The 22,543-nt window shown below is 72.1% G+C and carries 17 protein-coding genes; 7 read left to right on the plus strand and 10 right to left on the minus strand.

What is annotated here, in order from left to right; translation table 11 throughout:
* The 3 genes from FNH04_RS13835 to FNH04_RS13845 form a co-directional block, all read right to left on the minus strand.
* The coding region (locus FNH04_RS13835; RefSeq protein WP_322723021.1) for a serine/threonine-protein kinase at positions 1-1,030 on the minus strand (1,030 nt) is incomplete at its 3' end.
* A gap of 12 nt (positions 1,031-1,042) precedes the next feature.
* Positions 1,043-3,265: a bifunctional serine/threonine-protein kinase/ABC transporter substrate-binding protein gene (locus FNH04_RS13840; protein ID WP_322723022.1), complete on the minus strand. Its 2,223-nt coding sequence runs from the start codon at positions 3,263-3,265 to the stop codon at positions 1,043-1,045.
* Positions 3,262-4,083 (minus strand): hypothetical protein, encoded by an 822-nt coding sequence (locus FNH04_RS13845; RefSeq protein ID WP_152783939.1) that lies wholly within the window; start codon positions 4,081-4,083, stop codon positions 3,262-3,264. Before FNH04_RS13845 ends, FNH04_RS13840 begins: the two co-directional genes overlap by 4 nt.
* 379 nt (positions 4,084-4,462) lie before the next feature.
* On the opposite strand from FNH04_RS13845, the gene FNH04_RS13850 reads away from it, so the two are divergent.
* The 4 genes from FNH04_RS13850 to FNH04_RS47575 all read left to right on the plus strand — a co-directional run bounded on the left by FNH04_RS13850 (position 4,463) and on the right by FNH04_RS47575 (position 6,983).
* Positions 4,463-4,690, plus strand: a complete 228-nt coding sequence (locus FNH04_RS13850) for a hypothetical protein (RefSeq protein ID WP_152783941.1) — start codon at positions 4,463-4,465, stop codon at positions 4,688-4,690.
* A complete protein-coding gene (locus tag FNH04_RS13855) occupies positions 4,687-6,081 on the plus strand; it encodes a cytochrome P450 (RefSeq protein ID WP_152783943.1) in 1,395 nt (464 codons plus the stop codon). Before FNH04_RS13850 ends, FNH04_RS13855 begins: the two co-directional genes overlap by 4 nt.
* 195 nt (positions 6,082-6,276) lie before the next feature.
* The gene (locus tag FNH04_RS47570) at positions 6,277-6,624 is read left to right on the plus strand and encodes a hypothetical protein (RefSeq protein ID WP_228031354.1); all 348 of its coding nucleotides are present in this window, start codon (positions 6,277-6,279) and stop codon (positions 6,622-6,624) included.
* On the plus strand, positions 6,570-6,983 hold the full coding sequence (locus tag FNH04_RS47575) for a GntR family transcriptional regulator (protein ID WP_265580037.1): 414 nt from the start codon (positions 6,570-6,572) through the stop codon (positions 6,981-6,983). The genes FNH04_RS47570 and FNH04_RS47575 overlap by 55 nt, the downstream gene beginning before the upstream one ends.
* Before the next feature lie 584 nt (positions 6,984-7,567).
* Here the strand turns inward: FNH04_RS47575 and ispG are convergent.
* From ispG to FNH04_RS49010, 5 genes are all read right to left on the minus strand, one after another.
* Positions 7,568-8,764 carry a flavodoxin-dependent (E)-4-hydroxy-3-methylbut-2-enyl-diphosphate synthase gene (ispG, locus tag FNH04_RS13870; RefSeq protein WP_194236672.1) on the minus strand — a complete coding sequence of 399 codons (1,197 nt, stop codon included), beginning with the start codon at positions 8,762-8,764 and terminating at the stop codon, positions 7,568-7,570.
* Complete coding sequence (locus FNH04_RS13875) at positions 8,761-10,596, minus strand: 1-deoxy-D-xylulose-5-phosphate synthase (protein WP_152783948.1); 1,836 nt, start codon at positions 10,594-10,596, stop codon at positions 8,761-8,763. Before FNH04_RS13875 ends, ispG begins: the two co-directional genes overlap by 4 nt.
* Entirely contained in the window at positions 10,596-10,964 is a 369-nt protein-coding gene (locus FNH04_RS13880) for a hypothetical protein (RefSeq protein WP_152783950.1), read from the minus strand. Before FNH04_RS13880 ends, FNH04_RS13875 begins: the two co-directional genes overlap by 1 nt.
* Positions 10,965-11,004: 40 nt before the next feature.
* On the minus strand, positions 11,005-12,066 hold the full coding sequence (locus FNH04_RS13885) for a polyprenyl synthetase family protein (RefSeq protein ID WP_152783952.1): 1,062 nt from the start codon (positions 12,064-12,066) through the stop codon (positions 11,005-11,007).
* A 427-nt stretch (positions 12,067-12,493) separates the two neighbouring features.
* The gene (locus tag FNH04_RS49010; protein ID WP_322723024.1) at positions 12,494-15,100 is read right to left on the minus strand and encodes a zinc-binding dehydrogenase; all 2,607 of its coding nucleotides are present in this window, start codon (positions 15,098-15,100) and stop codon (positions 12,494-12,496) included.
* 359 nt (positions 15,101-15,459) lie between these two features.
* Between FNH04_RS49010 and FNH04_RS13895 the strand changes: the two genes are divergently transcribed.
* From FNH04_RS13895 to FNH04_RS13905, 3 genes are all read left to right on the plus strand, one after another.
* Entirely contained in the window at positions 15,460-16,944 is a 1,485-nt protein-coding gene (locus FNH04_RS13895) for a prenyltransferase/squalene oxidase repeat-containing protein (RefSeq protein WP_194236673.1), read from the plus strand.
* A 1-nt stretch (position 16,945) separates the two neighbouring features.
* On the plus strand, positions 16,946-18,310 hold the full coding sequence (locus FNH04_RS13900; RefSeq protein ID WP_152783956.1) for a cytochrome P450: 1,365 nt from the start codon (positions 16,946-16,948) through the stop codon (positions 18,308-18,310).
* Between the two features lie 77 nt (positions 18,311-18,387).
* Positions 18,388-19,110, plus strand: a complete 723-nt coding sequence (locus tag FNH04_RS13905; protein ID WP_152783977.1) for an SDR family NAD(P)-dependent oxidoreductase — start codon at positions 18,388-18,390, stop codon at positions 19,108-19,110.
* Between the two features lie 520 nt (positions 19,111-19,630).
* Here the strand turns inward: FNH04_RS13905 and FNH04_RS13910 are convergent.
* Both FNH04_RS13910 and FNH04_RS13915 read right to left on the minus strand, forming a co-directional pair.
* Positions 19,631-20,482 carry a LuxR C-terminal-related transcriptional regulator gene (locus FNH04_RS13910; protein ID WP_194236674.1) on the minus strand — a complete coding sequence of 284 codons (852 nt, stop codon included), beginning with the start codon at positions 20,480-20,482 and terminating at the stop codon, positions 19,631-19,633.
* A 271-nt stretch (positions 20,483-20,753) separates the two neighbouring features.
* Positions 20,754-22,394, minus strand: coding sequence for an AMP-binding protein (locus tag FNH04_RS13915; RefSeq protein WP_322723025.1), 1,641 nt, complete (start codon positions 22,392-22,394; stop codon positions 20,754-20,756).
* Positions 22,395-22,543 lie beyond the last annotated feature (149 nt).

Raw genomic sequence — 22,543 nt, forward strand, 5'->3', positions numbered from 1 at the left:
CGCCACCGACCCCCAGCACCCCGGCGACCGCCCCGAGGGTCATGAAGCGACGCCGCGACGGCCGTACCGCCGCCTCCGCCCGCGCCTCGTCCAGGTCCGGGACCTCGGGCACCGGCAGCTCCAGCACCCGTGCCGCCCGCTCGGCGATCAGGCCCGGCAGGGGAGCCGGCAGCCACCCGCCCTCGGCCGTCGCACCCGGGTCGAGAGCGGCGCGGACCTCCTGCGCCGAGGGCCGGTCTCCGGGCTCCTTCGCGAGGCAGGCGGTCAGCAGGGTCAGCAGCGGGTCCGGTACGCCGGTGAGTTCGGGGGCCTCGTGCACCGTGCGGTAGAGGACGGCCGCCGGGGTGCCGGTGCCGAAGGGGCGGCGGCCGGTCGAGGCGAAGGCGAGGACGCAGGCCAGCGAGAAGACATCGCCCGGCGGGCCGACCCGTTCCGCCCGGCCCGCCTGTGCCTGTTCGGGTGAGAGATAGCCCGGGGAGCCGATCACCACATCGCTCGCGGTGAGCGCGGTCGCGTCCGCCGAGCGCGCGATACCGAAGTCGATCAGCCGCGGCCCGTCCAGGGCGAGCAGTACGTTGCCGGGCTTGACGTCCCGGTGCACCAGACCGGCCGCGTGCACCTCCGCCAGGGCCTCGGCCAGCCTGGCACCGAGTACCCGTACGCTCCGAGGCGGCAGCGACCCGTACCGCGCGACCGCGTCGGTGAGCGACGGCCCGGGAACGTACGCCGTGGCCAGCCAGGGCTCGCGGGCCTCCGGATCGGCGGTGGTCACCGGCACCAGCCAGCGTCCGCCGGGCCGTTCGGCAACCTGCTCGCCGAGTCGGCCCACCGCCTCCGCCTCGCGCCGGAAGCGCACCCGGAACGCGGGATCGGCGGCGTACTCGGCGCGGATCACCTTGAGCGCGACCAGCGCACCGCCCGGCGTACGGGCCAGATAGACCACGCCCATGCCGCCCGCGCCCAGCCGGCCCAGCAGCCGGTGACCGCCGACGGCCGACGGGTCCCCGGAGCGCAGGGCGGCGACGGGCACGGCCGGGCAGCCCTAGGACGCCGAGGAGGACGGGACGGGAGCCGGGCCCAGGAACCGGAACCTGCCGCCGTCGACCAGGTGGCCGAAGACCCCGCCGCTCCCGGAGGCGAGGAAGGACCCGGTCTCGGGCTCGAAGGCGAACTTCTTGGTCACACCCTGATGGGTGGTCTTGCGCAGCGACGCGGTCAGTTCGGCGCGCGTCGGCCGCTTCCCGGCCTTGCGCAGACCGCCCGCGACCAGGTTGACGACGTCGTACGCCTCCGCCGCGTAGTAGCCGGGCGCGCTGCCGAAGCGTTTGCGGTAGGCGGCGGCGAAGCCGGCCGCCGCGGGCAGTTCGGCGGGGTCGACGCAGGTGCTGGTGATCAGCCAGCCCTCGGCGGCCTCGCCCGCCGCGTCGAGGAACTCCGTCGTCAGCGCGGCTCCCGGGGTGTATCTCGGCCCGTCGAAGCCGGCCGCGGCCAGTTCGCGCGCGAACGCCGCCGCGCCCGCCGCGTACCCGCCGTAGACGAAGGCGTCGGCGCCCGCCTCCAGCATGTCGGCGACGACGGGCCGGAAGGCCTCGGTGCCGGCCGGGACGACCCGCGGATACGGCACCCGGCCCTGTTCCCGTAACCACAGGTTGATGGAGCCGACGGACTCCCAGGCGTAGTCGGCGGCGGTGCGGTCCATGAGCAGACCGGGCCTCCGGGAGGGGCCGGTGGCCGCTGCCCCGGAGGCGTACTCCGCGCCCGCCGCCCTCCTGCCGGCGTTCAGTAACACGGCGATGGAGGCGGTGGCCTCCAGATCGCTGGGGCGGGCGTGCAGGAACGAGCGGTTCGCGCTGGTGGCCAGGATGCTCGTACCGGCGGATACGGAGATCAGCGGGAGCAGCGCCTCGTCGTACACGCCGATGACGGCGCGGGCGGGGTCGTCGGCCGTCGGGCCGAGGACGGCGAGCACATCCCGGTTCTCGACGAAAGCGCGGGCGACGGTGCGGGCCCGGTTCACGTCGCCCCGGTCGTCGGCCGTCTTCAGCGTGAGCGTGAAGGGCTTGTTCCTACGGGCGTTGAACTGCTCGACCGCGAGCCGCGCGCCTCGCTCCTGCGCCTGACCCAGGGCCTTCTGAGGGCCACTCAGATCCGCCTGCACGCCGATGATCCAGTCCCGGGAGCCGCCCGCCACCGGCCCCGAGCGCTTCGCGTCGTCCCCGCTCAGGGCGGCCCAGGCCGCTGCACCGCCGCCCGCCGCCAGTACCGCGCCTCCGGCCGCCGCGATGAGGAACCGCCGCCGGCTGGGCGAGGGCCCGGCCCCCGCCGTCCCGGCTTCCGCTCCGGACGGCGTCTCGGCGACGGTCGGGTCGATGTCCGGCAGGGCGAGCATCGCGGCCGAACGCTCGGCGATGTTCCGTACGACGTTCTCCGGCAGCCACCCCGCCGGTTCCCCCGGGGCGTCCTCGATGATCAGCTCGTGCAGGCCGGCCGCCGAAGGACGGTCGGCCGGGTCCTTGGCGAGGCACGGCCGCAGCAGCACGAGCAGTTCCTCGTCGATGCCCCCGAGGTCGGGCTCGTCGTGGACCGTGCGGTAGAGCAGGGCGTCGACCGCGCCCGTACCGAAGGGCGGGCGTCCGGCCGCCGCGTACGCCAGCAGACAGCCCAGCGAGAAGATGTCGCTGGGCGGGCCGAGTCCGTCGGCACGGGCTTCGGCCTGTTCGGGCGAGAGGAAGCCGGGGGTGCCGACGACCACGTCGGCGGAGGTGATGGCCGTGTCGTCGGCGGTGCGCGCGATTCCGAAGTCGATGAGCCGCGGCCCGTCCACGGCGAGCAGCACGTTGCCGGGCTTGACGTCCCGGTGCACCAGACCGGCCGCGTGCACCTCGGCCAGCGCTCCGGCGAGCATCTTGGCGAGAACGCGCACGCTGCGGGTGGGGAGCGGCCCGCACTCGGCGATGGCTTCGGCGAGCGAGGGCCCGGGGACGAAGGCGGTGGCGAGCCAGGGTTCGGCGGCGTCCGGGTCGGCGCCGGTGACGGGCACCGCCCAGGGGCTGCTGACCCGTCGCGCGGCGTCGACCTCACGCCGGAAGCGGGCCCGGAACTGGGGGTCCTCGGCGTACTCGGCCTTGATGACCTTGATCGCGGACAGCGCGCCCTCGTTCGTACGGCCGAGGTACACCACGCCCATGCCACCGGCGCCGAGCCTGCCGAGCAGGCGGTACCCGGCGAGGGAGGAGGGGTCGGAGGGCAGCAGTGCGGCGGTCACCCGGCGGCCTCCAGCTCGCCCTCCAGGCGGATCAGCATGGTGCTCTGCGTCTCGGCCATCGCCTGGCTGAGCTCCGCGTCGGTGCGTCCCTTGGAGGCCCGGCCGGTGGCGGCGACGGTGACCTGGCCGATACGGGCCTGGGTCCACGCGTAGGGGTACGGGCCGCCCTTGGTGTCGCTCTGGTACAGGCCGGTCTCGTAGATCGAGTCCTCGGCGTACTCGTTGCCGTTCCTGCCGAGCGGCATGCCGATGGAGGTGAGGCCGGAGACCCGTTCCCCCGCGTGCAGCACCTGCTCGGGGCAGCGCAGCGCCTCTTCCAGGGTCGATGCCTGCTCCCAGTCGGCGCCGTCCACGTCCTTGTGGACGGTGACGGTCGCGGAGACCCTGATCGGGCCCTTGCCGTCGGCGGCGGGGAGTTCGCTGTAGCGGGTGATGCTGGCGAGGACGCCGTCGGGTACGGGCTCACGCTGCCAGACGCATGCGTCGTCGAGGACCGGCCAGGAGCCCGGATCACTGTCCGGGGACGCGAGGACGTAACCGGCGCCCCACAGCTCCGGACCCGCGGCGACCTTCTCGGCCAGACGCACGGCGTCCGCGCGGGACTTCGGGGCGCGGGCCGGGTCGGGGGTGAAGTCGAGCCTGGTGGGAGCGGGGCTGGGATCGGCCGCGGCATCGCTGTCCGAGGCCCCCGAGGCTCCGTCGCCCTTGGCGGGCGCCTTGGTGGCCTTCGGTTCTCCCGTGGCCTTCCCGCCGCCGGGCTCGACACCGCCCGAACATCCCGTGACGAGCAGTAAGCCGCTTAAGGAAAGGGCACACAAACCCTGTACAAGCCCTCTGTCCACCGCTCGCCCCCCCGTGACGCTCCGCGCTGTCTCGGCCCCCGCCCGGGCCTCACTCAGGCATGACAAAGAGTATTGCCCTTGGCCCATGCCTGTCCGGGTTACCGGACGGTTCCCTTGCATCCTGTCGGGTGCCTCCACACCGAGCGGCGCCGGGAGCAGTCGACGCGTGGTGGGACGACCGGCTCGGTGCCGCGGGAAGCCGTCGCGTTCAGGGGTGCGGAGGGTCCGGCCGGGCCGGATGTGGCCGATCGGCCACATCTGCCATGCCGACCGGCCAGTGGAACGGAGCGGGGATTGCGGCGCACGGCACCGCCTCGATATCCGTTGTGGGAGACGTCGCCGAGCAGGGACGCACATGCTTGCAGAAGCCTTCACACGGAAGGGCATCGGCGTGGCCGAGCGGTGGGAACACGTGATCGCCCTCCTCCGGCCCGGCGGGCCCGGTGGGCGCACCGCGTCCGGCGGTTCACCGCTGTGGCACACGACTCTGCCCGGCGGCCGCCCCCCGCTCGTCGAGAACGCCGGTCGGCGGGCCGGGAGATCCGGGGACTTCCCGCGCGAGCCCGAGGAGGCCGTGAGATGAACAGCTCAGACGGGATCGCGGAAGCCCGGCAGCTCCCCGGGCCGTCGCCGGTACCGGTACCCGTTCCGGACGCGCCCGGTCGGCTGCCCGTACTCGGGCATCTGGTCCAGCTCGGCCGCAGGCCCCTCGACTTCTTCCAGAGCCTGCGGGCCCAGGGCCCTGTGGTCCGCATCGGCTTCGGGCCGAAACCGGCGTACGTCGTCAACGACCCCGACCTCATCCGACGGGTCTTCGTGAACGACGCGAGCGACTACGACAAGGGCGTCTTCTGGGAAAAGGTCCGCGAGTTCGTCGGCGACGGGCTGGCCAGCGTGAGCAGTGGCGAGTTCCATCTGCAGCAGCGGCGGCAGATGCAACCCGCCTTCCACCGCAAGCAGATAGCCCGCTACGCCGAGATCATGAGCGCCTGTCTGACCGAGCGGGCCGAGTCGTGGCAGCCGGGACAGGCCGTCTCCATGGACGACGAGATGCAGCAGACGGCCCTCACGCTCGTCGCCCGGACGTTCTTCTCCTCGCACCTCGGTCAGGAGGCCGCCCACGCCCTGGAAGAGTCCTTCCCGACCGTCCAGGACGGCATCATCAAGCGCACCCTGGCCCCACTGGGACTGATGGAGAAGCTGCCGACACCGGCGAACCGGAGGTTCACCGCCGCGATGCGGAACATCTGGGAGAGCTGCGAGCGCGCGGTCGACGACTACCGGGCCACCGGCGCGGACGGCGGAGACCTGATGTCCATGCTGATCCACGCCACCGATCCGGACACCGGCGACTCCATGAGTGATCGCCTGATCCGGGACCAGGTGATCACCATCGCGCTCTCCGGCCGGGACACCACCGCCAACGCCCTGGCGTGGACCATGTACCAGCTCAGCCGGAGACCCGACGTGGCCGACCGTGTCGCCGCCGAGGTGAGGGCGACGATCGGTGACCGGCCCGCGAACCTCGACGACCTGATGGCGCTCGACTACACCGGACGCGTGGCGAAGGAGGTGTTCCGCCTCTACGCGTTCTGGCTCCTCATCAGGAGCACGGTGAAGGACGTGACGCTCGGCGGGGTGCCCATCCCGGCGAACACCCAGGTGCTCGTCAGCCCCATCGCCATGCACCGGGACCCGTCGATCTACGAGGACCCGCTGAGCCTCGACCCCGACCGCTGGCTGCCCGGCCGCGCCGAGAAGATCCCCCGCAACGCCTACTTCGTCTTCGGGGCGGGGAACCGCCAGTGCATCGGCGACCGCTACGCCTGGACCGCGGTCATGCTCGGCCTGGCGGCCATCGCACCCCGCTGGGAGCTGCGACCCGTGCCCGGGACCGAGGTGACCGAGGTGGCGAAGGTCTCCGTGTCGCCGAGCGGGCTTCCGCTGCGTGTGGTCCCCCGAGCCATGCCCTGAGAAGGACCCGCTCAGCAGGCATGCCGACGTCCTCCGTGTGCTTCGAGAGCGGCACGCCTGCTCGATGCCGACCGCTGCCCGGCCGGCGAGCTCGTGCGGATCCACCACTGGAGGTGACAGACGGAGACGGCGTACTTCTCGATCAAAGCGATGACGCCTGACCGGCGCCGGCGCCCCATGCGACAAGGGGGCGTCATGCCGAAAGGAACGACTCCGGATGGTGACCAGTCGGTGCGTCCGGCGGATCTTGAGCGGGCCGGCGTCTGGTTGGCCCGACACGGCCTGGCCGACGTCCGCCCGACACCCTTGCTGGCCACGCGTCTGGCGGCCCGGCGACGTACCCGTCTGGCCGCTGATTTCCTGCTGGCCGCGTTCATCATCACGGTCGCCCTCATCTACACCGTCAACCGGCCTTCCGGCGCCGCGGTTGACGGTCCGGGGCCGTACCGGCGGGCCCGACCATCCGCCGCCTGGCCGCAGACCTCGGCCTGGCCGTCAACACCGTCGGCCGGGCCTACCGAGAGCTGGAGGAGGCAGGGCTGATCGAGCCCCGCGGGGCGGCCGGCTCGTTCGTGTCCGCGGCCGGCGAGAAGGGGCGCGAACGGGCACGCCGCGCCGCCGTCGAGTACGCCGCCGTCATCGCCGGCGCCGGCATCGACACCGACGAGGCCATCCGCATCGTCCAGGCGGCGCTGACCAACGGCACCGCCGTATCGCCCCGCCGTGGCGAACCGCCGGACCCCGACCGGCACCGGGCACTCGTACCGGAGGACCTCGTCCAGCGCTGTCGGTATGAGTCCCGGCTCCTCGGTCAGCTCGCGGAGGACGTCCGGACGGCGGAAGAGTTGGGAGCTCGATCCCCCGGTCCACCCGTACGGCAACGACCTCGCCGGCCGGTGTGAACGGGATGAGGCCCACGATCTCCACGGCCTGCCGGGCCCGCGCGTCAAGACCGTCGACGCGGTGCAGACGCGTTGTCGTGCCGTCGATAGGCACGATGCCATCAGCCGCGCTCAGCATGCGTTCTTCCTCTCCTGACGGGACTGTGGGCCACGCCGGACGGAGCCGGCAGGGAGGCGTCGATCCTGTGGGACGCGAAACCCGCGCGTCCTTGACGCCAGGCCGCTGTGTTGTCATGCCGCTGTGTCGTCATGCCGCTGTCCCGACGCCGTCACCGGCCGGGGCACGTCGGCCCGCGACGGCGTCGAGGGCGGCCCTGACCTCGGGACTGCCGACGGCCGGACCGAGTGCCGGAAGCCGCACCCGTGGGACGCGGCGTGCACCACGTCGCGATCCGGTGGTGTGCAGGCGGCCGGCAGGGTCTGCAGGGCGTGGGCGGTCTCCTCCTGGGTGTCCTGCCACCGTCCCCGCGACCCGTCGGGGCGCTGCGTGTCGACGAGCCCTGTGCCCGCCCGCATGCTGGTCATCGACGTCCTTCCAGGTCAGGGACGATGGCTTGGTCCGTGTGGTGGCGCGTCGCGGACCGTCATGTCACGACCGTGACCTTCGGGCCGTCGGCGGCCGCCCGGGATTCGGCGGTGCCTGTCTGCTCCTCGGTGCCCATCTGCTCGGCGAGGCGGAGGGCTTCGTCGATCAGGGTCTCGACGATCTTCGATTCGGGGACGGTCCTGACGACCTGGCCCTTGACGAAGATCTGGCCCTTGCCGTTGCCGGAGGCCACACCGAGGTCGGCTTCCCGGGCCTCGCCCGGGCCGTTGACGACACAGCCCATGACGGCGACGCGGAGGGGCACGGGCAGGCCTTCGAGACCGGCGGTGACCTCCTCGGCGAGCTTGTAGACGTCGACCTGGGCGCGGCCGCAGGACGGGCAGGAGACGATCTCCAGTCTGCGCGGCCGAAGGCCGAGGGACTGCAGGATCTGGAGTCCCACCTTGATCTCCTCCACCGGCGGTGCGGAGAGGGAGACCCTGATGGTGTCCCCTATTCCCTGGCGGAGCAGCGCGCCGAAGGCGACGGCGGACTTGACGGTTCCCTGGAGGGCGGGCCCGGCTTCGGTGACGCCGAGGTGGAGCGGGTAGTCGCACCGGGCCGCCAGCAGTTCGTAGGCGTGGATCATCACGACGGGGTCGTGGTGCTTCACGGAGATCTTGAGGTCGTGGAAGTCGTGCTCCGCGAAGAGCGACGCCTCCCACAGGGCGGACTCGGCCAGTGCCTCGGGTGTCGCCCTGCCGTGCTTCCTCAGCAGCCGGGGGTCCAGTGAGCCGGCGTTGACACCGATACGGATCGGGGTGCCGTGGTCGCGCGCCGCCTGGGCGATCTCCTTGACCTTGTCGTCGAACTTCTTGATGTTGCCGGGGTTGACGCGGACCGCGGCGCAGCCCGCCTCGATCGCGGCGAACACGTACTTCGGCTGGAAGTGGATGTCCGCGACCACCGGGATCTTGGACTTGCGGGCGATCTGCGGCAGGGCGTCGGCGTCGTCCTGCGAGGGGCAGGCGACCCGGACGATGTCGCAGCCGGCGGCGGTGAGTTCGGCGATCTGCCGCAGCGTCGCGTTGACGTCGGCGGTGACCGTGGTCGTCATGGACTGCACCGACACCGGGTGTTCGCCGCCCACGCCGACCGCACCGACCGACAGCTGACGGGTGACACGCCGCGGCGCCGGTACGTTCGACGCGGAGACGGGCATACCCGGCATGCCGAGCATGGTGGGGCCGCTCATCGGCCCACCACCTCCTCTGTCTCTGTGCGGGGGCGTCCCGCCTCCGCACGGGGGACCGGCCAGTCGGGCGCGTCGAGGCTCCCGGCGAGCTGCCGCGCCAGTGCTTCGGGGTGGAGACCCTGTTCGGCGAGGAGGTCCTGGCGCTTTCCCGCGGCCAGGAACCGCGGAGCCAGGCCGAAGGTGCGCAGCCGGGTGCCGATGTCGTGGTCGCGCAGCAGGTCGGCCACGGCCGAGCCGACGCCGCCGGTGAGGTGGCCGTCCTCGACGACGGCCACCAGCCGGTGGTCGCGCGCCATCGGCAGCAGCGCGGGATCGACCGGTACGACCCACCGGGGGTCCACCACCGTGACGCCGATGCCGTGCCGCGCCAGCAGCTCCGCGGTCGCCAGGCAGACGGGGGCCATCGCGCCCACCGACACCAGCAGGATGTCCCCGCCCGGGGCCTGCCGCAGTACGTCGAGCCCGCCGATCCGGTCCACGGCCGGCACGTCCGGGCCGACCGGGCCCTTGGGGAAGCGCACCAGCGTCGGGCCGTCGTCCACGTCCACCGCCTCGGCCAGCTCCCGTCGCAGGGTGGCCGCGTCGCGCGGCGCCGCGATCCGGACACCGGGCAGCAGCCGGAACAGGGACAGGTCCCACATGCCGTGGTGGCTCGGGCCGTCCTCCCCCGTGACACCGGCACGGTCCAGGACGAAGGTCACCGGGAGACGGTGCAGGGCCACATCCATCAACGCCTGGTCGAACGCGCGATTGAGGAAGGTGGCGTAGATGGCGACCACGGGGTGCAGGCCCGCCATCGCCATCCCGGCCGCCGAGGTGACCGCGTGCTGCTCGGCCATCCCGACGTCGACGACGCGGTGCGGATACCGCCGCGCCAGCGGGTGCAGGCCCGTCGGGCGCAGCATCGCGGCGGTGATCCCCACCAGGTCGTCCCGCCGATCGGCCAGGTTCAGCAGTTCGGAGCCGAACACGTCGGTCCATGACGTCGTGCCGCGCACGGCCGGCCGTCCGGTGGACGGATCCACCACACCGATGGCGTGGAACCGGTCCGCCTCGTCCGTCTCGGCCGGCCGGTAGCCGCGCCCTTTCTCGGTGACGCAGTGCACCACCACGGGCCTCCGGAGGTCGCGTGCCCGCGTGAACGCCTCCTCCAGCGCCTCAAGGTCGTGTCCGTCGACCGGCCCCAGGTAGTCCAGGCCGATGTCCTCGAACAGGGAACGGACTCCCCGCCGGGTTCTCAGCCGGGTGAGGTGCTCGGCGAAGCCGCCGACCGTCGGAGCGTACGAACGCCCGTTGTCGTTGACCACGACCACCAGGGGCCGGTCGCCCGCCGCCCCGATGTTGTTCAGCGCCTCCCAGCACATCCCACCGGTCAGCGCACCGTCGCCCACGACGGCGACGACCGTACGGTCGTGCTCCCCCCTCAGCCGGAACGCCTTCGCCATGCCGTCCGCGTAGGAAAGAGCGGTGGAGGCGTGCGAGTTCTCGATGAAGTCGTGCTCGGACTCCACGCGACTGGGATAGCCCGACAGACCTCCGGCCTGGCGAAGCCGGGCGAACTCCGCCACGCGGCCCGTCAGGAGTTTGTGCACGTACGCCTGGTGGCCGGTGTCCCACAGGATCGGATCCCGCGGCGAGTCGAAGACCCGGTGCAGCGCGATGGTCAGCTCGACCACGCCCAGGTTCGGGCCGAGGTGCCCGCCCGTCCGGCACACGCGTTCCACCAGGTACCGGCGGATCCGCGCGGCCAGTCCGGCCAGCTCCGCGCTGTCGAGGAGCCGAAGGTCACGCGAGCCGCGGACCGACGACAGCACATCCGTGTCGACTGCCATCAACGCACCTCCTTGGGCAGGTTGAAGCGGATCGTTTCCTCGGTGATCGCCCGTTCGGCGACCGTCACCGGTCCCGGACCCCGCAGGGCGCGCACCGGCCGGCCGGCCGCCGGCCGGACCAGGGGCGCGGTGGCGGGGGCGACGCGCACCTCGGCCGCGTCGGCCGTTCCGGCGGCGGTCATGCCCGCCAGGCGGGTGCGCAGGCCGCGTCGTTCGGGTGCCGTGGCGAGGAGCGGGGCCGCCGGAAACCGGTGCGCCCGTCCGGAGCCGTCACGGATCCCGGTCGCGACGGCGAGTTCCCCCGGTTCCCGGTCATCGCAGGCGGTATCGACACGCCCGGCGCACACGAAGACGTTCCCCGGGTTCACCACCGACTCCTCGCCGATCCGGGGACACACGAGCGGGCACTCATACGAGGACGCCGACCGAGTCGGCCGGGCCCGGCCGGGTGGCGGCCGCGGAAGCCGCGGCCAGCAGAGTCCGGTACCGCGGATCGACCAGCCGCTCCAGCACGTTCGTCACGTACCGCCGTGGGAGGGCGGCGAGTTGGGACCGCGCCGGCGAGGAGGGGAGGGCCGCCATCGCCCGGTCGGCCTCCCGCAGGTACCGCTCGATCAGATCCATGGCGGTCGGCACGCCGTACTGCCGGGCGAGGGCATACGCCTCGCTGACCTGCTCGGGGGTCATGCCGGGGCCGAGGAGGGCACGCATCCGGACGGGCTGCTGCCGTATCGCGGCGAGTACGCAGACCGTGTAGACGCCGTTGGCCAGGTCGTGTTCGACGGGCTTGCTCCACAGCTGCTCGGTCGAGACCACGTCCATGAGGTCGTCGACCAGTTGGAAGAGCATGCCCAGCGATTCGCCGAAGCGCGCGAGCGCGTCGACCTGGGTGTCCGGCAGACCACCGCACAGGCCCCCCAGCTTGCAGGAGGCCCGCATGACCGCGGCCGTCTTGCCGTTCACCGCGTGGAGGTACCCGTCGACCGTGACGTCGGTCCGGAAGCGGTTGGCCGTCTCCCGGGCCTGGCCCGTGCACATGTCGGCGTACGCCTCCAGGCAGGTGTCGGCGGCGGCCGCCGAGACCGCAGAGGCGAGCCGCCCTCCGGCGGCCATCAGGTGGTCACCGCCGAGGACGGCCGCCTCGAGCCCCATGCTCACGTGCAGGGTCTGGACGCCGCCACGGCTGTCCGCGTCGTCCATCAGGTCGTCGTGGACGAGCGAACTGAGATGGATCAGTTCCACCGCCGCCGCGCAGGAGACCGCCTTCGCCAGGTCCATCGCCGTGCCGCAGCCTGCCGCCGCGAAGACCAGAGCGGGGCGCAGACGCTTGCCGGCTCTGGTGAGCAGAGGGCCCAGACCGGAGTCCAGCCAGGGTTCCGGGCAGTGGCCTGCCGTCGCAATGGCCGTCTCGAGCCGTTCGGGCAGAGTCTCGTCCGGCAGCGTCAGTCCGAGTCTTGCTGGATTCAGCATGGTTGTCTCATCTCGTCGACGTCATGCGCTGAGCCGACTACCAGGATCGATCCCGCATCCCTGCCGAGGGTGCCCTCGTGGCCGATGGATTCGGTCTCTCCCGGATCGTCGTGCTGTTGGTCGACATCCGGGCCCGGCCCGGAGGGGCACTTGGCCGCAGCATGTCGTTCACGACCGGGACGTGCGCCGCACGCCGTGGGATCCGGCGGCCGTCGCCGTCGCCGTCCGGCTGGTCCGTCCGACCTGCCGGTCGGCAGGAGGCGGCACCGGTTCCGGGCCGGATGTCCGCCGGTTGCGCTGTCGCGCGGGACGAGTGCCACCGGGGCCCGGTTCCACCGCGGCCCCGGCCAACGCGCACCCGTCGGCGTGGGGTTCAGACCTACGGGAAGACCTACGGGAAGACCTGCAGGAAGTCCTGCAGGAAGACCTACGGGACGAGAACGGGCTTGACGACCCGGCCCGCCAGCATGTCCTTCTCGGCCTCGTTGATCCCGCTCAGCGGATAGGTCTTGAGCAGCCGGTCGAACGGGAAGCGGCCCTGCTGCCAGAGGTCGATCAGCTGCGGGATGAAGTCCTGCGGAACCGCGTCGCCCTCGACTATGCCCATCAGCGTCTTGCCGGTGCCCAGCGCCAGGGCGTCGAGCTCCAGCAGACCGTTCTGCATGCCGACCAGCCCCATCGTCCCGGTGGTCCGCAGCGCCGCTATCCCGGCGGAGATGACCGCCGGAACGCCGGTGGTGTCCAGGCCGAACTGTACGCCGCCGCCTGCCGCCTTCTGGATCTGCTCGGCCAGGTCCGCCACATCGCCGCGCACGGTGTCGGTGGCGCCGAGCTCGCGCGCCAGCGAGAGCCTGCCGTCGTTGAGGTCGACCGCGATGATCCGGGCCGCGCCGGCGACCCGGGCCGCCATCACCGCGGAGAGGCCGACCGCACCGACGCCCAGCACCACGATGCTCGACCCGGCCCAGACCCGCAGCGCGCGCAGCACCACCCCCGCGCCGGTCTGCACGCCACACCCCAGCGGCCCCAGCTTCTCCAACGGCAGCGAGGGGTCCACGACCACCGCGTTGCGTGCGGTGGCGATGGCGTGGGTGGCGAAGGACGACTGGCCGAACCAGCGGGCCGCGACCTGCTTTCCCTCGTTGTCGCGGACCGGCGTGGAGCCGTCCGTACGGCGCCCGATGAGGTTGCGGGGGGTGAAGGTCTCGCAGCAGGACGGGTGACTGCCACGGCAGTTGGAGCAGTCGCCGCAGGAGTCGAAGGAGAGCACCACGTGGTCGCCTGGCTTGATGCCCGACACTCCCTGCCCGACCGCCTCCACCACCCCGGCGCCCTCGTGCCCGAGCACCATCGGCAGCATCGGGGCGTACATCTCGGAGCGGGCCAGCACCTCCGTATGGCACAGACCCGTCCCGGCGATCTTCACGCGCAGCTCGCCGGGGCCGGGCTCGGCGAGTTCGACCTCTTCCAGGGAGTAGCCGCCGCTGCTCGAGCGGAGCACGGCCGCGGTTGCCGCGGTGCCGCCGCCGGTGGGGTCGGGGACGCGGGTGAGGTGGAAGTAGAAGGGCGTCGGATCGCCCTTCTTGTCCATGTAGCACAGCAGTACGTCGTCGGTGAGCCGACGGAAGTGGTCCACGATCGGCAGCTGGTCGTAGACCATGGACGCCGACGCCTTGCCCCGGAAGACGACCTGACGGAGCGTCGCCAGACCCATGTCCTCGAACGAGTAGACGGTTCCGTCCTCACGGGTGCAGAGCAGCGGCTCCACGTGCTCCTCACTCACGAACCGCTTTCCGTACCAGCGCATCTGCTCGAGCAGTCGGACGTTCTCGGTCCCGCTCTCGAACCATCCGCCCTTCCACGCCCCCTTCATGAAGTCCGCGTCGACCGGCTCCAGCCGGTTGAAGACGCGTTCCAGTGTGGCGTTGTCGCAGAGGGCGCCGGAGGCGATGACGTCCAGGATGTGCTGCTCGGTGACCATTTCTCGGGTTCTCCTCGCTGCCGGTTCCGGCGTGTTGGTGGTGGATCGCGTGACGGCGGTGGATCGCGTGGTGATGGTGGATCGCGTGACGGTGGTGGGCCTGGGGGAGCGGTCCTGCGGGGCGGCCAGGACCGAGAGCGACTCGGCGCCGTCATCGCGGGGGCGGACGGGGTCGAAGGCCTCGTACATGCGGCTGTGCCAGAGCAGCACCCGCTCGAGCGCCACGGCCGGGCCGTACGCCGTCGCGGTGAGCGAGGCCAGTTCGAGTCGGCAGTCCTCGAAGCTCTCGGCGGCGGCACGGCGCGCCTGCTCCGCGCTGAGGCCGATGGCCAGGGCGTCGACGTGGCCGTCGGCCTGTTCGCGGCGGTGGCCGCGCAGGTCGTTGACGAGGCGGATCGCCTTGGCGGCGTGCCGCAGTGCGCCGCGCAGAACGGGGAGCCGCTGGGGCAGGTCGGGCTCGTCCATGAGCGCCCACATGGCGGCCAGTTGCTGCTCGACGCCGATGGACCAGGCACCGTAGAGCAGGTAGCTGTGGAGCCGGGGCAGTTCGCCGCGGCTGGCGGCCTCGGCCGCCTCGCGTTCGAGCCACATACCGGTCAGGGTTTCGTGCATGCTGTCCCGCCAGAAGCCGAGCAGGTCGGGACTCCCGGCGCGGTGCAGGTTCGTGCTGATCTCCGCCAACGAGACCTCTATCGGGTCGTCGGAGGCGGCGTGGCCGCCCTCGATGACCCGGCGCCATTCGGTGACCCGGGCGGCGAGCCGGTCGGCGTCCGCGTCGGTGTCGTCCAGCACGTTGTCCAACGCCATGAGCCACATGGTGAGTTGGGAGACCTGGTAGCAGGAGTCGGAGGGCAGCCAGGGGGCGAAGAACGCGGTCTGGAGGCACATCAGCGGCACGAGGGCGGGATCGACCGGCAGGTCGAGGTCCCGCACCCAGGCGTCCAGACGCGGCATGTTCCGCATGGCGGAGGAGCAGTTGTCGGCAATGCGAATGATCTCGTGGGGCGGATGATCAGTGGCGGCGCCCGTCCAGGGCGGCGGTGCGGCCGCCATCAGGAAGCGCGCTCATCGCCGGAGGCGATGACGGCCGGGATGTCTCGTTCCGTACCCATGTGTTGGTCTTCCTCATCGACGCTCGAACGGCAATGGTGTATACCAATGGGTCAATCATGGGGAGGAATGGCGAGGAGTCAAGCCCCCGACGTGCACGTCGAGTGTGTGCGTCGTAAGTGAAATGACGTGTTCCGTAAAAGTTTCACGAAAAGTTGACCCTTCAATAACCCCTTTTCGGTCACCCTTCTGATCGCCTTCTGATCACCTTCGATGGGCAGCGTCGGCTGCGTTCGTGGAGAGAGGTAGTCATGACCTCAGGGCTCGCAACAGCACTCACTTCCGAACAGATCAACGGGGCCGTGGCACTTGCCACTTGGCAGGCCCTCTCCTCGCAGCACAGCAACGGTTCCTGGGTCTCGGACCCTGATCCCCGCATCACCGAGACGGCACTGGCGGCCCTCGCCCTCACCCGTGCCGCACATCCCGACGCCCCCGCGGCGGCGGCAGCGGCCCTCGGCTGGCTGCGTGGCGCCGTGCCCCAGGAACACCACCCCGCCGCCCTGGCCATCGAGACCGCCCTGCGGTCCCTGGCGCTGGGTGAGGCGGACCGCGTCGACCTTTGCCATCCCTCCTTCGACGACCCCGCTCTCATGGCACGGGCCCGTCTGCTCGAGGTCGTGGCGCTGCACACCGGCCGGGAGACCACCGGCGGCGATCCGGCCGGGCTGCGGCAGTCACTGAGCGACGGCTGGTCACACACCGGCCCCCTCAAACGCTGGACGCGGGTGGAACTCTGGTCCGCGCACGCCCTGGTGGAGGCCCACTTCGGAAACCCGGAGCGGGCCCGGCAGGCGGCCTGCCGCATAGCCGAGGAACAGTCACCGGCCGGCGACTTCTTCGCGAACCCGGTCAGCACCGCGCTCGCCGCGCTGGCCCTGCAGGCGGGCGACCCCGAGGGCTCCGCGGCCCGGCGTTGCACCGAGTACCTCCTCGGCAGTCAGTTCCCGGACGGCACCTGGCGTTTCACCTCCAGCGACGTCTGGGACACCACGCTGATGATCCGGGTGTTCCGCGGTGAGCCGGTCTTCGACCGCCATGCCCTGCCGCGCGCGGTGGACTTCCTGGTCGGGGTGCAGAACCCTGACGGCGGCTGGCCGTTCCGCTCCCATGTGGAGTCCGACAACGACACCACCAGCGCGGCCCTGATCGCGCTGCGGAACGCCTCCGCCCCCGCGGGTACGGTCTTCGGAGGCCTGCACCACCTGGCCGAGCAGCAACTGGCCGACGGCCTGTGGCGCACCTGGCAGTCCGCCGGGGACCCGCCCGTCGAGGACGTCGTCGCCCATGTGGTGACCGCCCTCGACCTGCACTCCGACACCCATGTCATCTCCAGGGACGAAGCGCGCAGTTGGCTGAGGGAGAGGTTTCTCCGCCACGGCCGATGGAATGCCGCCTGGTACCACGGACTTCCCTATGCCACCGCGGAGGTGCTGGCCGCGCTCGCTCCGGACGGCGGTGACCCGCACGCCGGCGCGCTGGCGCTGGCGGAGACCCAGAACCCCGACGGCGGCTGGCCCGCCGAGGCGGGCGAGGCCAGTTCCCCGGCCGCGACGGGTCTGGCGCTGGCCGCCCTGGAGGCCGGCGGTGTGCTGGACAAGGAGCGCTGGCTGGCCGGCCTCGATCACCTGATCGCCTCCCAGCGCGCCGACGGCAACTGGACCGGACAGCCGCTGATGTACGGCCCCCGCCCGCTGCTCACCCACTACCAGACGCACACCCAGGCGTTCGCGGCCATGGGGCTCTTCGCCGGCCGGCGCTACCTTCGGGCCCAGGGGGGGATCTGAGATGGCCGCCGCCCCCACGGACGTCATGCCCGTGGTTCCCGTCGCGCGCGGCCGCCGTCCACTGACCGGTCATGGCCGGCAACTCAACGGTGACGCACTGGCCTTCGTGCGGCAGCTGCGCGCGTACGGTCCGATGGCGAAGATCTTCATCGGCCCGCGCCCGGTCTACGTGGTCAACTCCCCGGAGCTCATCCGCGAGGTGCTCGCCGTCCAGGCCCGGGGGTTCGACAAGGGTGCGATGTTCGACACCCTGCGGGGGCCGCTCGGCAACGGGCTCATCACCGCGTCCGGGGACGTCCACCGCCGTCGGCGCAGGCTGATCCAGCCCGGGTTCCACCACGAGCGGATCGAGCGCTACACCGACATCATGTCCGAGCGGTCCACCGCCAGGTCCGCCTCGTGGCATCCGGACACGGTGGTCGACCTGGTGCCGGAGATCAACCGGCTCACCATGGACATCCTGCTGCGCACCCTCTTCGCCACCGACCCCGGCCCCGCACTGCACGCCGCGGTCAAGGAATGGCTCTCCGTCAAGTACCGCTCGATGAGGCTCGCCCTCTCACCGCTCCAGGCGTGGGCGGAACGCGTCCCCGTACTGCCCGGCTGGCGTCCGCCGGACGGCGGCCCGCTGAACCGGCTGCGCGCCGCCCAGCAGCGGATCATCGACGACTACCGGGCCGACGGCGGCGACCGGGGCGATCTGCTGTCGATGCTGCTGCTGGCGGACGGCCCGGAAGGCGCCATGGACGACGCCGAGGTCGCCGACGAGCTGATCACCATGTTCCTCGCCGGCACCGGCACGACCAGCGCCGCCATGGCCTTCGCGGTGCACGAGGTCTCCAGCCGCCCCGAGGTCCAGGCCCGGCTGCAGGAGGAGGTGGACACGGTGCTGGGCGGGCGCCCGCCCGGCTTCAGGGATCTGCGCTCGCTGACGTACACCCGGCAGGTCCTCACCGAGACCCTGCGCCTGCACCCGGTCTCCTGGCTCTCCATGCGCCGCACGGTCCGGCCGCTCACCCTCGGCGGCACGGAACTGCCCGCCGGTACCGACGTCTTCTTCAGCCCCTACGCACTCCACCGGGACGCCGAGCTGTACGAGGACCCCGACCGCTTCGCCCCCGAGCGCTGGGCGGGCGGCGCCGCCAGACCGGCGCGCGGCACCTATCTGCCCTTCGGCGCGGGAAACCGGCTCTGCGTCGGCGAGGAGTTCGCCTGGGCCCAACTCACCATCGCCCTGGCCTGCTTCACGAGCCGCTGGACGCTGGCACCCGCCGACGGGCAGCCGACGCGGACCCTGGTCGGCACGGTGATCCGGCCGGAGCGGGTCCCCGTGACGCTGACGCCGCGAAGGACCGGCCGACCGTGAACGGGACCGGCAGGGAAGGGGAGACGAACAGGGTGGACGAGAAGTCGGGGCGCGCCCGTTTCCGCGACCGAGTGGCCATGGTGACCGGCGCGGCCTCGGGCATCGGGGCAGCCTGTGCCCGGCGGCTGGCAGCGGAGGGCGCGGTGGTCCTGGTCACCGATCTGGACGCGGACGGCGCCGCACGGGTCGCCGAGGAGATCACCGCCGACGGCGGCCGGGCGCTGGCCCGGCGGCTGGACGTCACCGACCCCGAGGCGGTGGAGCGGGTGGTGGCCGAGGCGGCGGGACTCGGCGGCGGGCTGCGGGTCGCCGTCAACAGCGCGGGCATCGACGGCCCACTGCTGCCGCTCGGCGAGTTCCCGCTCGCCGAGTTCGACACCGTGCTCAAAGTCGACCTGTACGGCGTCTTCCACTCGATGCGGTACCAGATACCGGCGATGGCCGCCGCGGGCGGCGGTGCGATCGTCAACCTGGCGTCGATCGCCGCCCACTCCGGGTTCAGCGGTTACGGGGCGTACTCCGCCGCCAAGCGGGGGGTCCTCGCGCTGACCCGCACCGCCGCGCGGGAGTACGCCGGCTCCGGCATCCGGGTGCTCTCGGTCTCGCCGGGCGTGGTGGACACCCCGATGGTGGCGGCCCTCCCACCGGGGGCCACCGACGCCCTGCTCGACGCCGTCCCGCTGCGGCGGACGGCGCGCCCGGAGGAGGTCGCCGAGCTGATCGCCTTCCTGGCCTCCGACGAGGCCGCGTACCTCACCGGCAGTGACCACGCCATCGACGGAGGCTACCTCGCCAAGTGAAGCCCCGGCCCCACGGCCCGGCCGCCTCCGTGGGGCTCTCCCGCCCGGGGAGCGGCGAGCGCCGCCGGGGCCGTACGTCCGGCCCGCGAGGCCGTGATCAGCCGGATGAGGCCCGGCAGGCCCGGCAGGTCCGGCAGGACGGCGTCGTGGACGGGGCGCCGGGCAGCGCGGAGAGGTGCGCCCCGGAGGCCAACGCGGAGGCGAGACCCGGGAGTGGGCGCGTCGCCCGGGGAGCGGCGAGCGCCGCCGGGGCCGTACGTCCGGCCCGCGTGGCCGTGATCAGCCGGATGAGGCCCGGCAGGTCCGGCAGGACGGCGTGGTGGACGGGGCGCCGGGCAGCGCGGAGAAGTGCGCCCCGGAGGCCAACGCCGAGGCGAGACCCGGGAGCGGGCCCGTCGCCCGGGCCGCGCTCGTTCAACCGCGTCGGCAGCGGTCCTCCACGCCGCCGCCGGCGCGGCATGGGCGCACCGCCACCGTGAGGGTGGACGAGTCGGCCCGTGGCCGGGCCGGTCCGGTGGACTCAGGCCGCCGGCCGGGGCCAGGCCGCGTCCTCCGCACCGCCGCCGGTGAGTCCCGCGTCATGGGCGATCAGGGCGGCGCGCACACGGTTGCTGCACCCGAGCTTGGTGAGCAGACGGCTGATGTGGGCTTTGACGCCTCCCTCGCTGAGATGAAGGGCCCGGCCGATCTCGATGTTCGCCATGCCCTGTGCGACGAGCGCCAGTACCTCCTGCTCCCGTGAGGTCAGCCCGCCGATGAGTTCGCGGGCGCGCTCGACACGATCGGTGTCGATCTCCGCCACCCGTTCCAGTACGCGTTTGGCGACCTCCGGGCCCAGCGCCGCCCCGCCGGTGGCCACGACCCGTACCGCGGCCACGATGTCCTGCGGATTGCCGCTCTTGAGCAGGCAGCCGGCCACACCGGCCCGCAATACCTGGTCGACATGTCTGTCGTCCGGCGACGAGGCGAGCACCACAAGGGCGGTCGAGGGCACCAGGCGGTTCAGGGCACGGACGGCCCGGGCCCCGTGTGCGCCGGCCATCACGCCGTCGATCAGCAGCACTCCCGGCTGGTGACGCGAGGCCAGCGCGACGGCCGCGCCCGCGTCGCCCGCCTCTCCGGCGACGCGAATGCCCTCGGACCGTTCCAGCATCGCCCGGATTCCGCCCCGTACCAGGATTTCGTGATCGGCTATGCCGACCGTGATCGTCGCGTTGGCCTGCCCGCCGGTGCCGTGGTGCGGCGCCGCGACAGTGATCGCCGTCCGCCCGCGAGCGGAGTGGGTGTCGGGCCGGATTCCTTCGACAAGGGTCGTCTTCGCGGTCTGGACCTGGCCGAACGGCCGCTTGGTCCGCAGGGGGTGCTGTGGCATGCCGACTCCTCTGGCAGACGTACGGTTCGGCGGGCGGATGTTCCGGCGCCAGTGCTGGAACCTGCCCGCGCGAGTTGGGCGGAGCTGCGGTGTCGGTGCGTGCGGGCGCAGTGCGTGCACGAGTCGCACCGGCAACTCCCACCGCATCCACACACGACGGCTTCGCCAACAACACGAGTGGGAGGGGCTGCCGGTTCGAATTTGGTCTGCACCAATGTTGCCTGCGCCGATGCGTGCCTGCACGGAACCGGCGCCGCGGACCGGAGAAGTGCTAGAGAAGTCTGTTCCTGGCGAGCTTTCCCGTGCTGTTCCGGGGAAGCTCGCCGAGGAACACCACATCGCGGGGGACCTTGTGACGGGCAAGGCGTGCTTTGACGTACGACCTCACGCCGTCCTCGTCGAGCGAGGCCCCCTCGACCGGCACGACGTACACCTTCAGGCGCTGGCCGAACTCCTCGTCCGGCACCCCGATCACCGCGGCCTCGCGTATCGCCTCGTGGTCGGCCAGGAGGTTCTCGATCTCGGCGGGGTACACGTTCTCCCCGCCGGAGACGATCATGTCGTCCTCGCGGCCGTCGATGAACAATCTGCCCTCGGCGTCGAGATGTCCGAGGTCGCCGCAGCCCAGCATCGAACCGATCGTCTCGCGGGTCCGGCCGTCGGTGTATCCCTTGAAGGCCAGGACGCTCTCGACGAAGATCCGGCCGGTGACGCCGGGCTCGGTGATCTGCTGCCCCTCCCGGTCGAAGAGCGCGATCCGGGAACCGACGGGCGGCCTGCCCACGGTTCCGGGCGCGGCCTTCCAGTCCTCGGGCAGGGCCACGGTCGCGACCGACACCTCGGTGGACCCGTACATGTTGTGGATCACGTCACCGAAGACCTCGGTGGCCCGGTTGCCCAGTTCAGGGGTGAGCGGCGCCCCGGCCACGAGGATGATCCGCAGCGACGAGGTGTCGTACGAGTCGAGAACCTTCCGGTCGAGGTCGAGGATCCGGTGGAGCATCGTGGGCACCAGCACGAGTGTCGTGGCCCGGTACCTCTCGATCTGCCCCAGCAGGGCCTCGGGGTCGAACCGGCGGCGCACCACACCGGTCGAGCCCAGCGACAGGGTCATGATGAACTGCGACAGCCCGGTGCCGTGGAAGAGCGGCGCCCCGATCACGGTGCACTCGCCGGCCCGCAGCGGGATCCGGTCCAGCAACTGGGCGACCGCCAGCGGGTTCCCGACCGCGCGGGGCGCGGCCTTCGGCGTCCCGCCCGTGCCGCTGGTCAGCATCACCAGGGGGCCCGGCCGCGCGGGCGGAGGCAGCGGCCGGTCGTCCGCGTCCCGGATCAGCTGCTCGAGCGTCGGTACGGCGGACCCCTCCCCGGAGCGCTCGCCGTCCGTCCAGGCCAGGAAGCGCCGCACCGTCTCCGGGAGGCGGGCCGCCGCCAGGGTCTCGGAGAACTCCTCGTCGTACACGAGGGCGTCCACGCCCTCGCGCGCGGCGACCTCGGCCAGCTGGGGTCCGGCGAACCCGGTGTTCATCGGCATCAGCCGGGCCCCCAGCTTCCCGGCGGCGACCATGGTCTCCACCGCACCCCGGTGGTCCCTGGCCAGCAGAGCGACCAACGAGTCGGGCCCGATGCCGCGTTCGGCCAGGGATCGGGCGAGGGCGTTCGTCCTCCGGTCCATCTGATGGAACGTCAACTCGCCCAGCTCGTCGACCAGGCACAGGGCGTCTCCGTCCTTCCTGGCCCCCGCCCACACGGGACCGGCGGCCACCCCGAGCGTGCGGATCGCGCGCCCCGACCGGACGAGCTGATCGGGCCTGCTCGGCCTGATCAGCCCCGACTGGTGAAGGACTTTGAGACTGCGCAGGACGACGCCCGCCCGTCCGAGCGGTCCATGGTCATCGTTGCTGTACGACACAGGTCCTCCACTGTCCTGGGCAGGCTCCCGACGCCGCCGACGGGCTCCCTGCGTGAATTCAGTACGTACCTTTCGTTCGAGTACTGCCTACCGGACTCCTGGATCATGTGGCCGAGTGCCGGTGTCCGAGGTGGCCGAAAGATTCGCGC

Origin of the sequence: Streptomyces phyllanthi, from assembly GCF_009377205.1 — a bacterium.
GTDB classification, from domain to species: domain Bacteria; phylum Actinomycetota; class Actinomycetes; order Streptomycetales; family Streptomycetaceae; genus Streptomyces; species Streptomyces phyllanthi.

Coding starts and splice junctions, on each gene's coding strand:
- FNH04_RS49010 (WP_322723024.1), bottom strand. CDS start 15,100: ATGGCGGCCGCACCGCCGCCCTGGACGGGCGCCGCCACTGATCATCCG.
- FNH04_RS13850 (WP_152783941.1), top strand. CDS start 4,463: ATGCTTGCAGAAGCCTTCACACGGAAGGGCATCGGCGTGGCCGAGCGG.
- FNH04_RS13900 (WP_152783956.1), top strand. CDS start 16,946: ATGGCCGCCGCCCCCACGGACGTCATGCCCGTGGTTCCCGTCGCGCGC.
- FNH04_RS47570 (WP_228031354.1), top strand. CDS start 6,277: ATGCCGAAAGGAACGACTCCGGATGGTGACCAGTCGGTGCGTCCGGCG.
- FNH04_RS13855 (WP_152783943.1), top strand. CDS start 4,687: ATGAACAGCTCAGACGGGATCGCGGAAGCCCGGCAGCTCCCCGGGCCG.
- FNH04_RS13910 (WP_194236674.1), bottom strand. CDS start 20,482: ATGCCACAGCACCCCCTGCGGACCAAGCGGCCGTTCGGCCAGGTCCAG.
- FNH04_RS13875 (WP_152783948.1), bottom strand. CDS start 10,596: ATGGCAGTCGACACGGATGTGCTGTCGTCGGTCCGCGGCTCGCGTGAC.
- ispG (WP_194236672.1), bottom strand. CDS start 8,764: ATGAGCGGCCCCACCATGCTCGGCATGCCGGGTATGCCCGTCTCCGCG.
- FNH04_RS13905 (WP_152783977.1), top strand. CDS start 18,388: ATGGTGACCGGCGCGGCCTCGGGCATCGGGGCAGCCTGTGCCCGGCGG.
- FNH04_RS13885 (WP_152783952.1), bottom strand. CDS start 12,066: ATGCTGAATCCAGCAAGACTCGGACTGACGCTGCCGGACGAGACTCTG.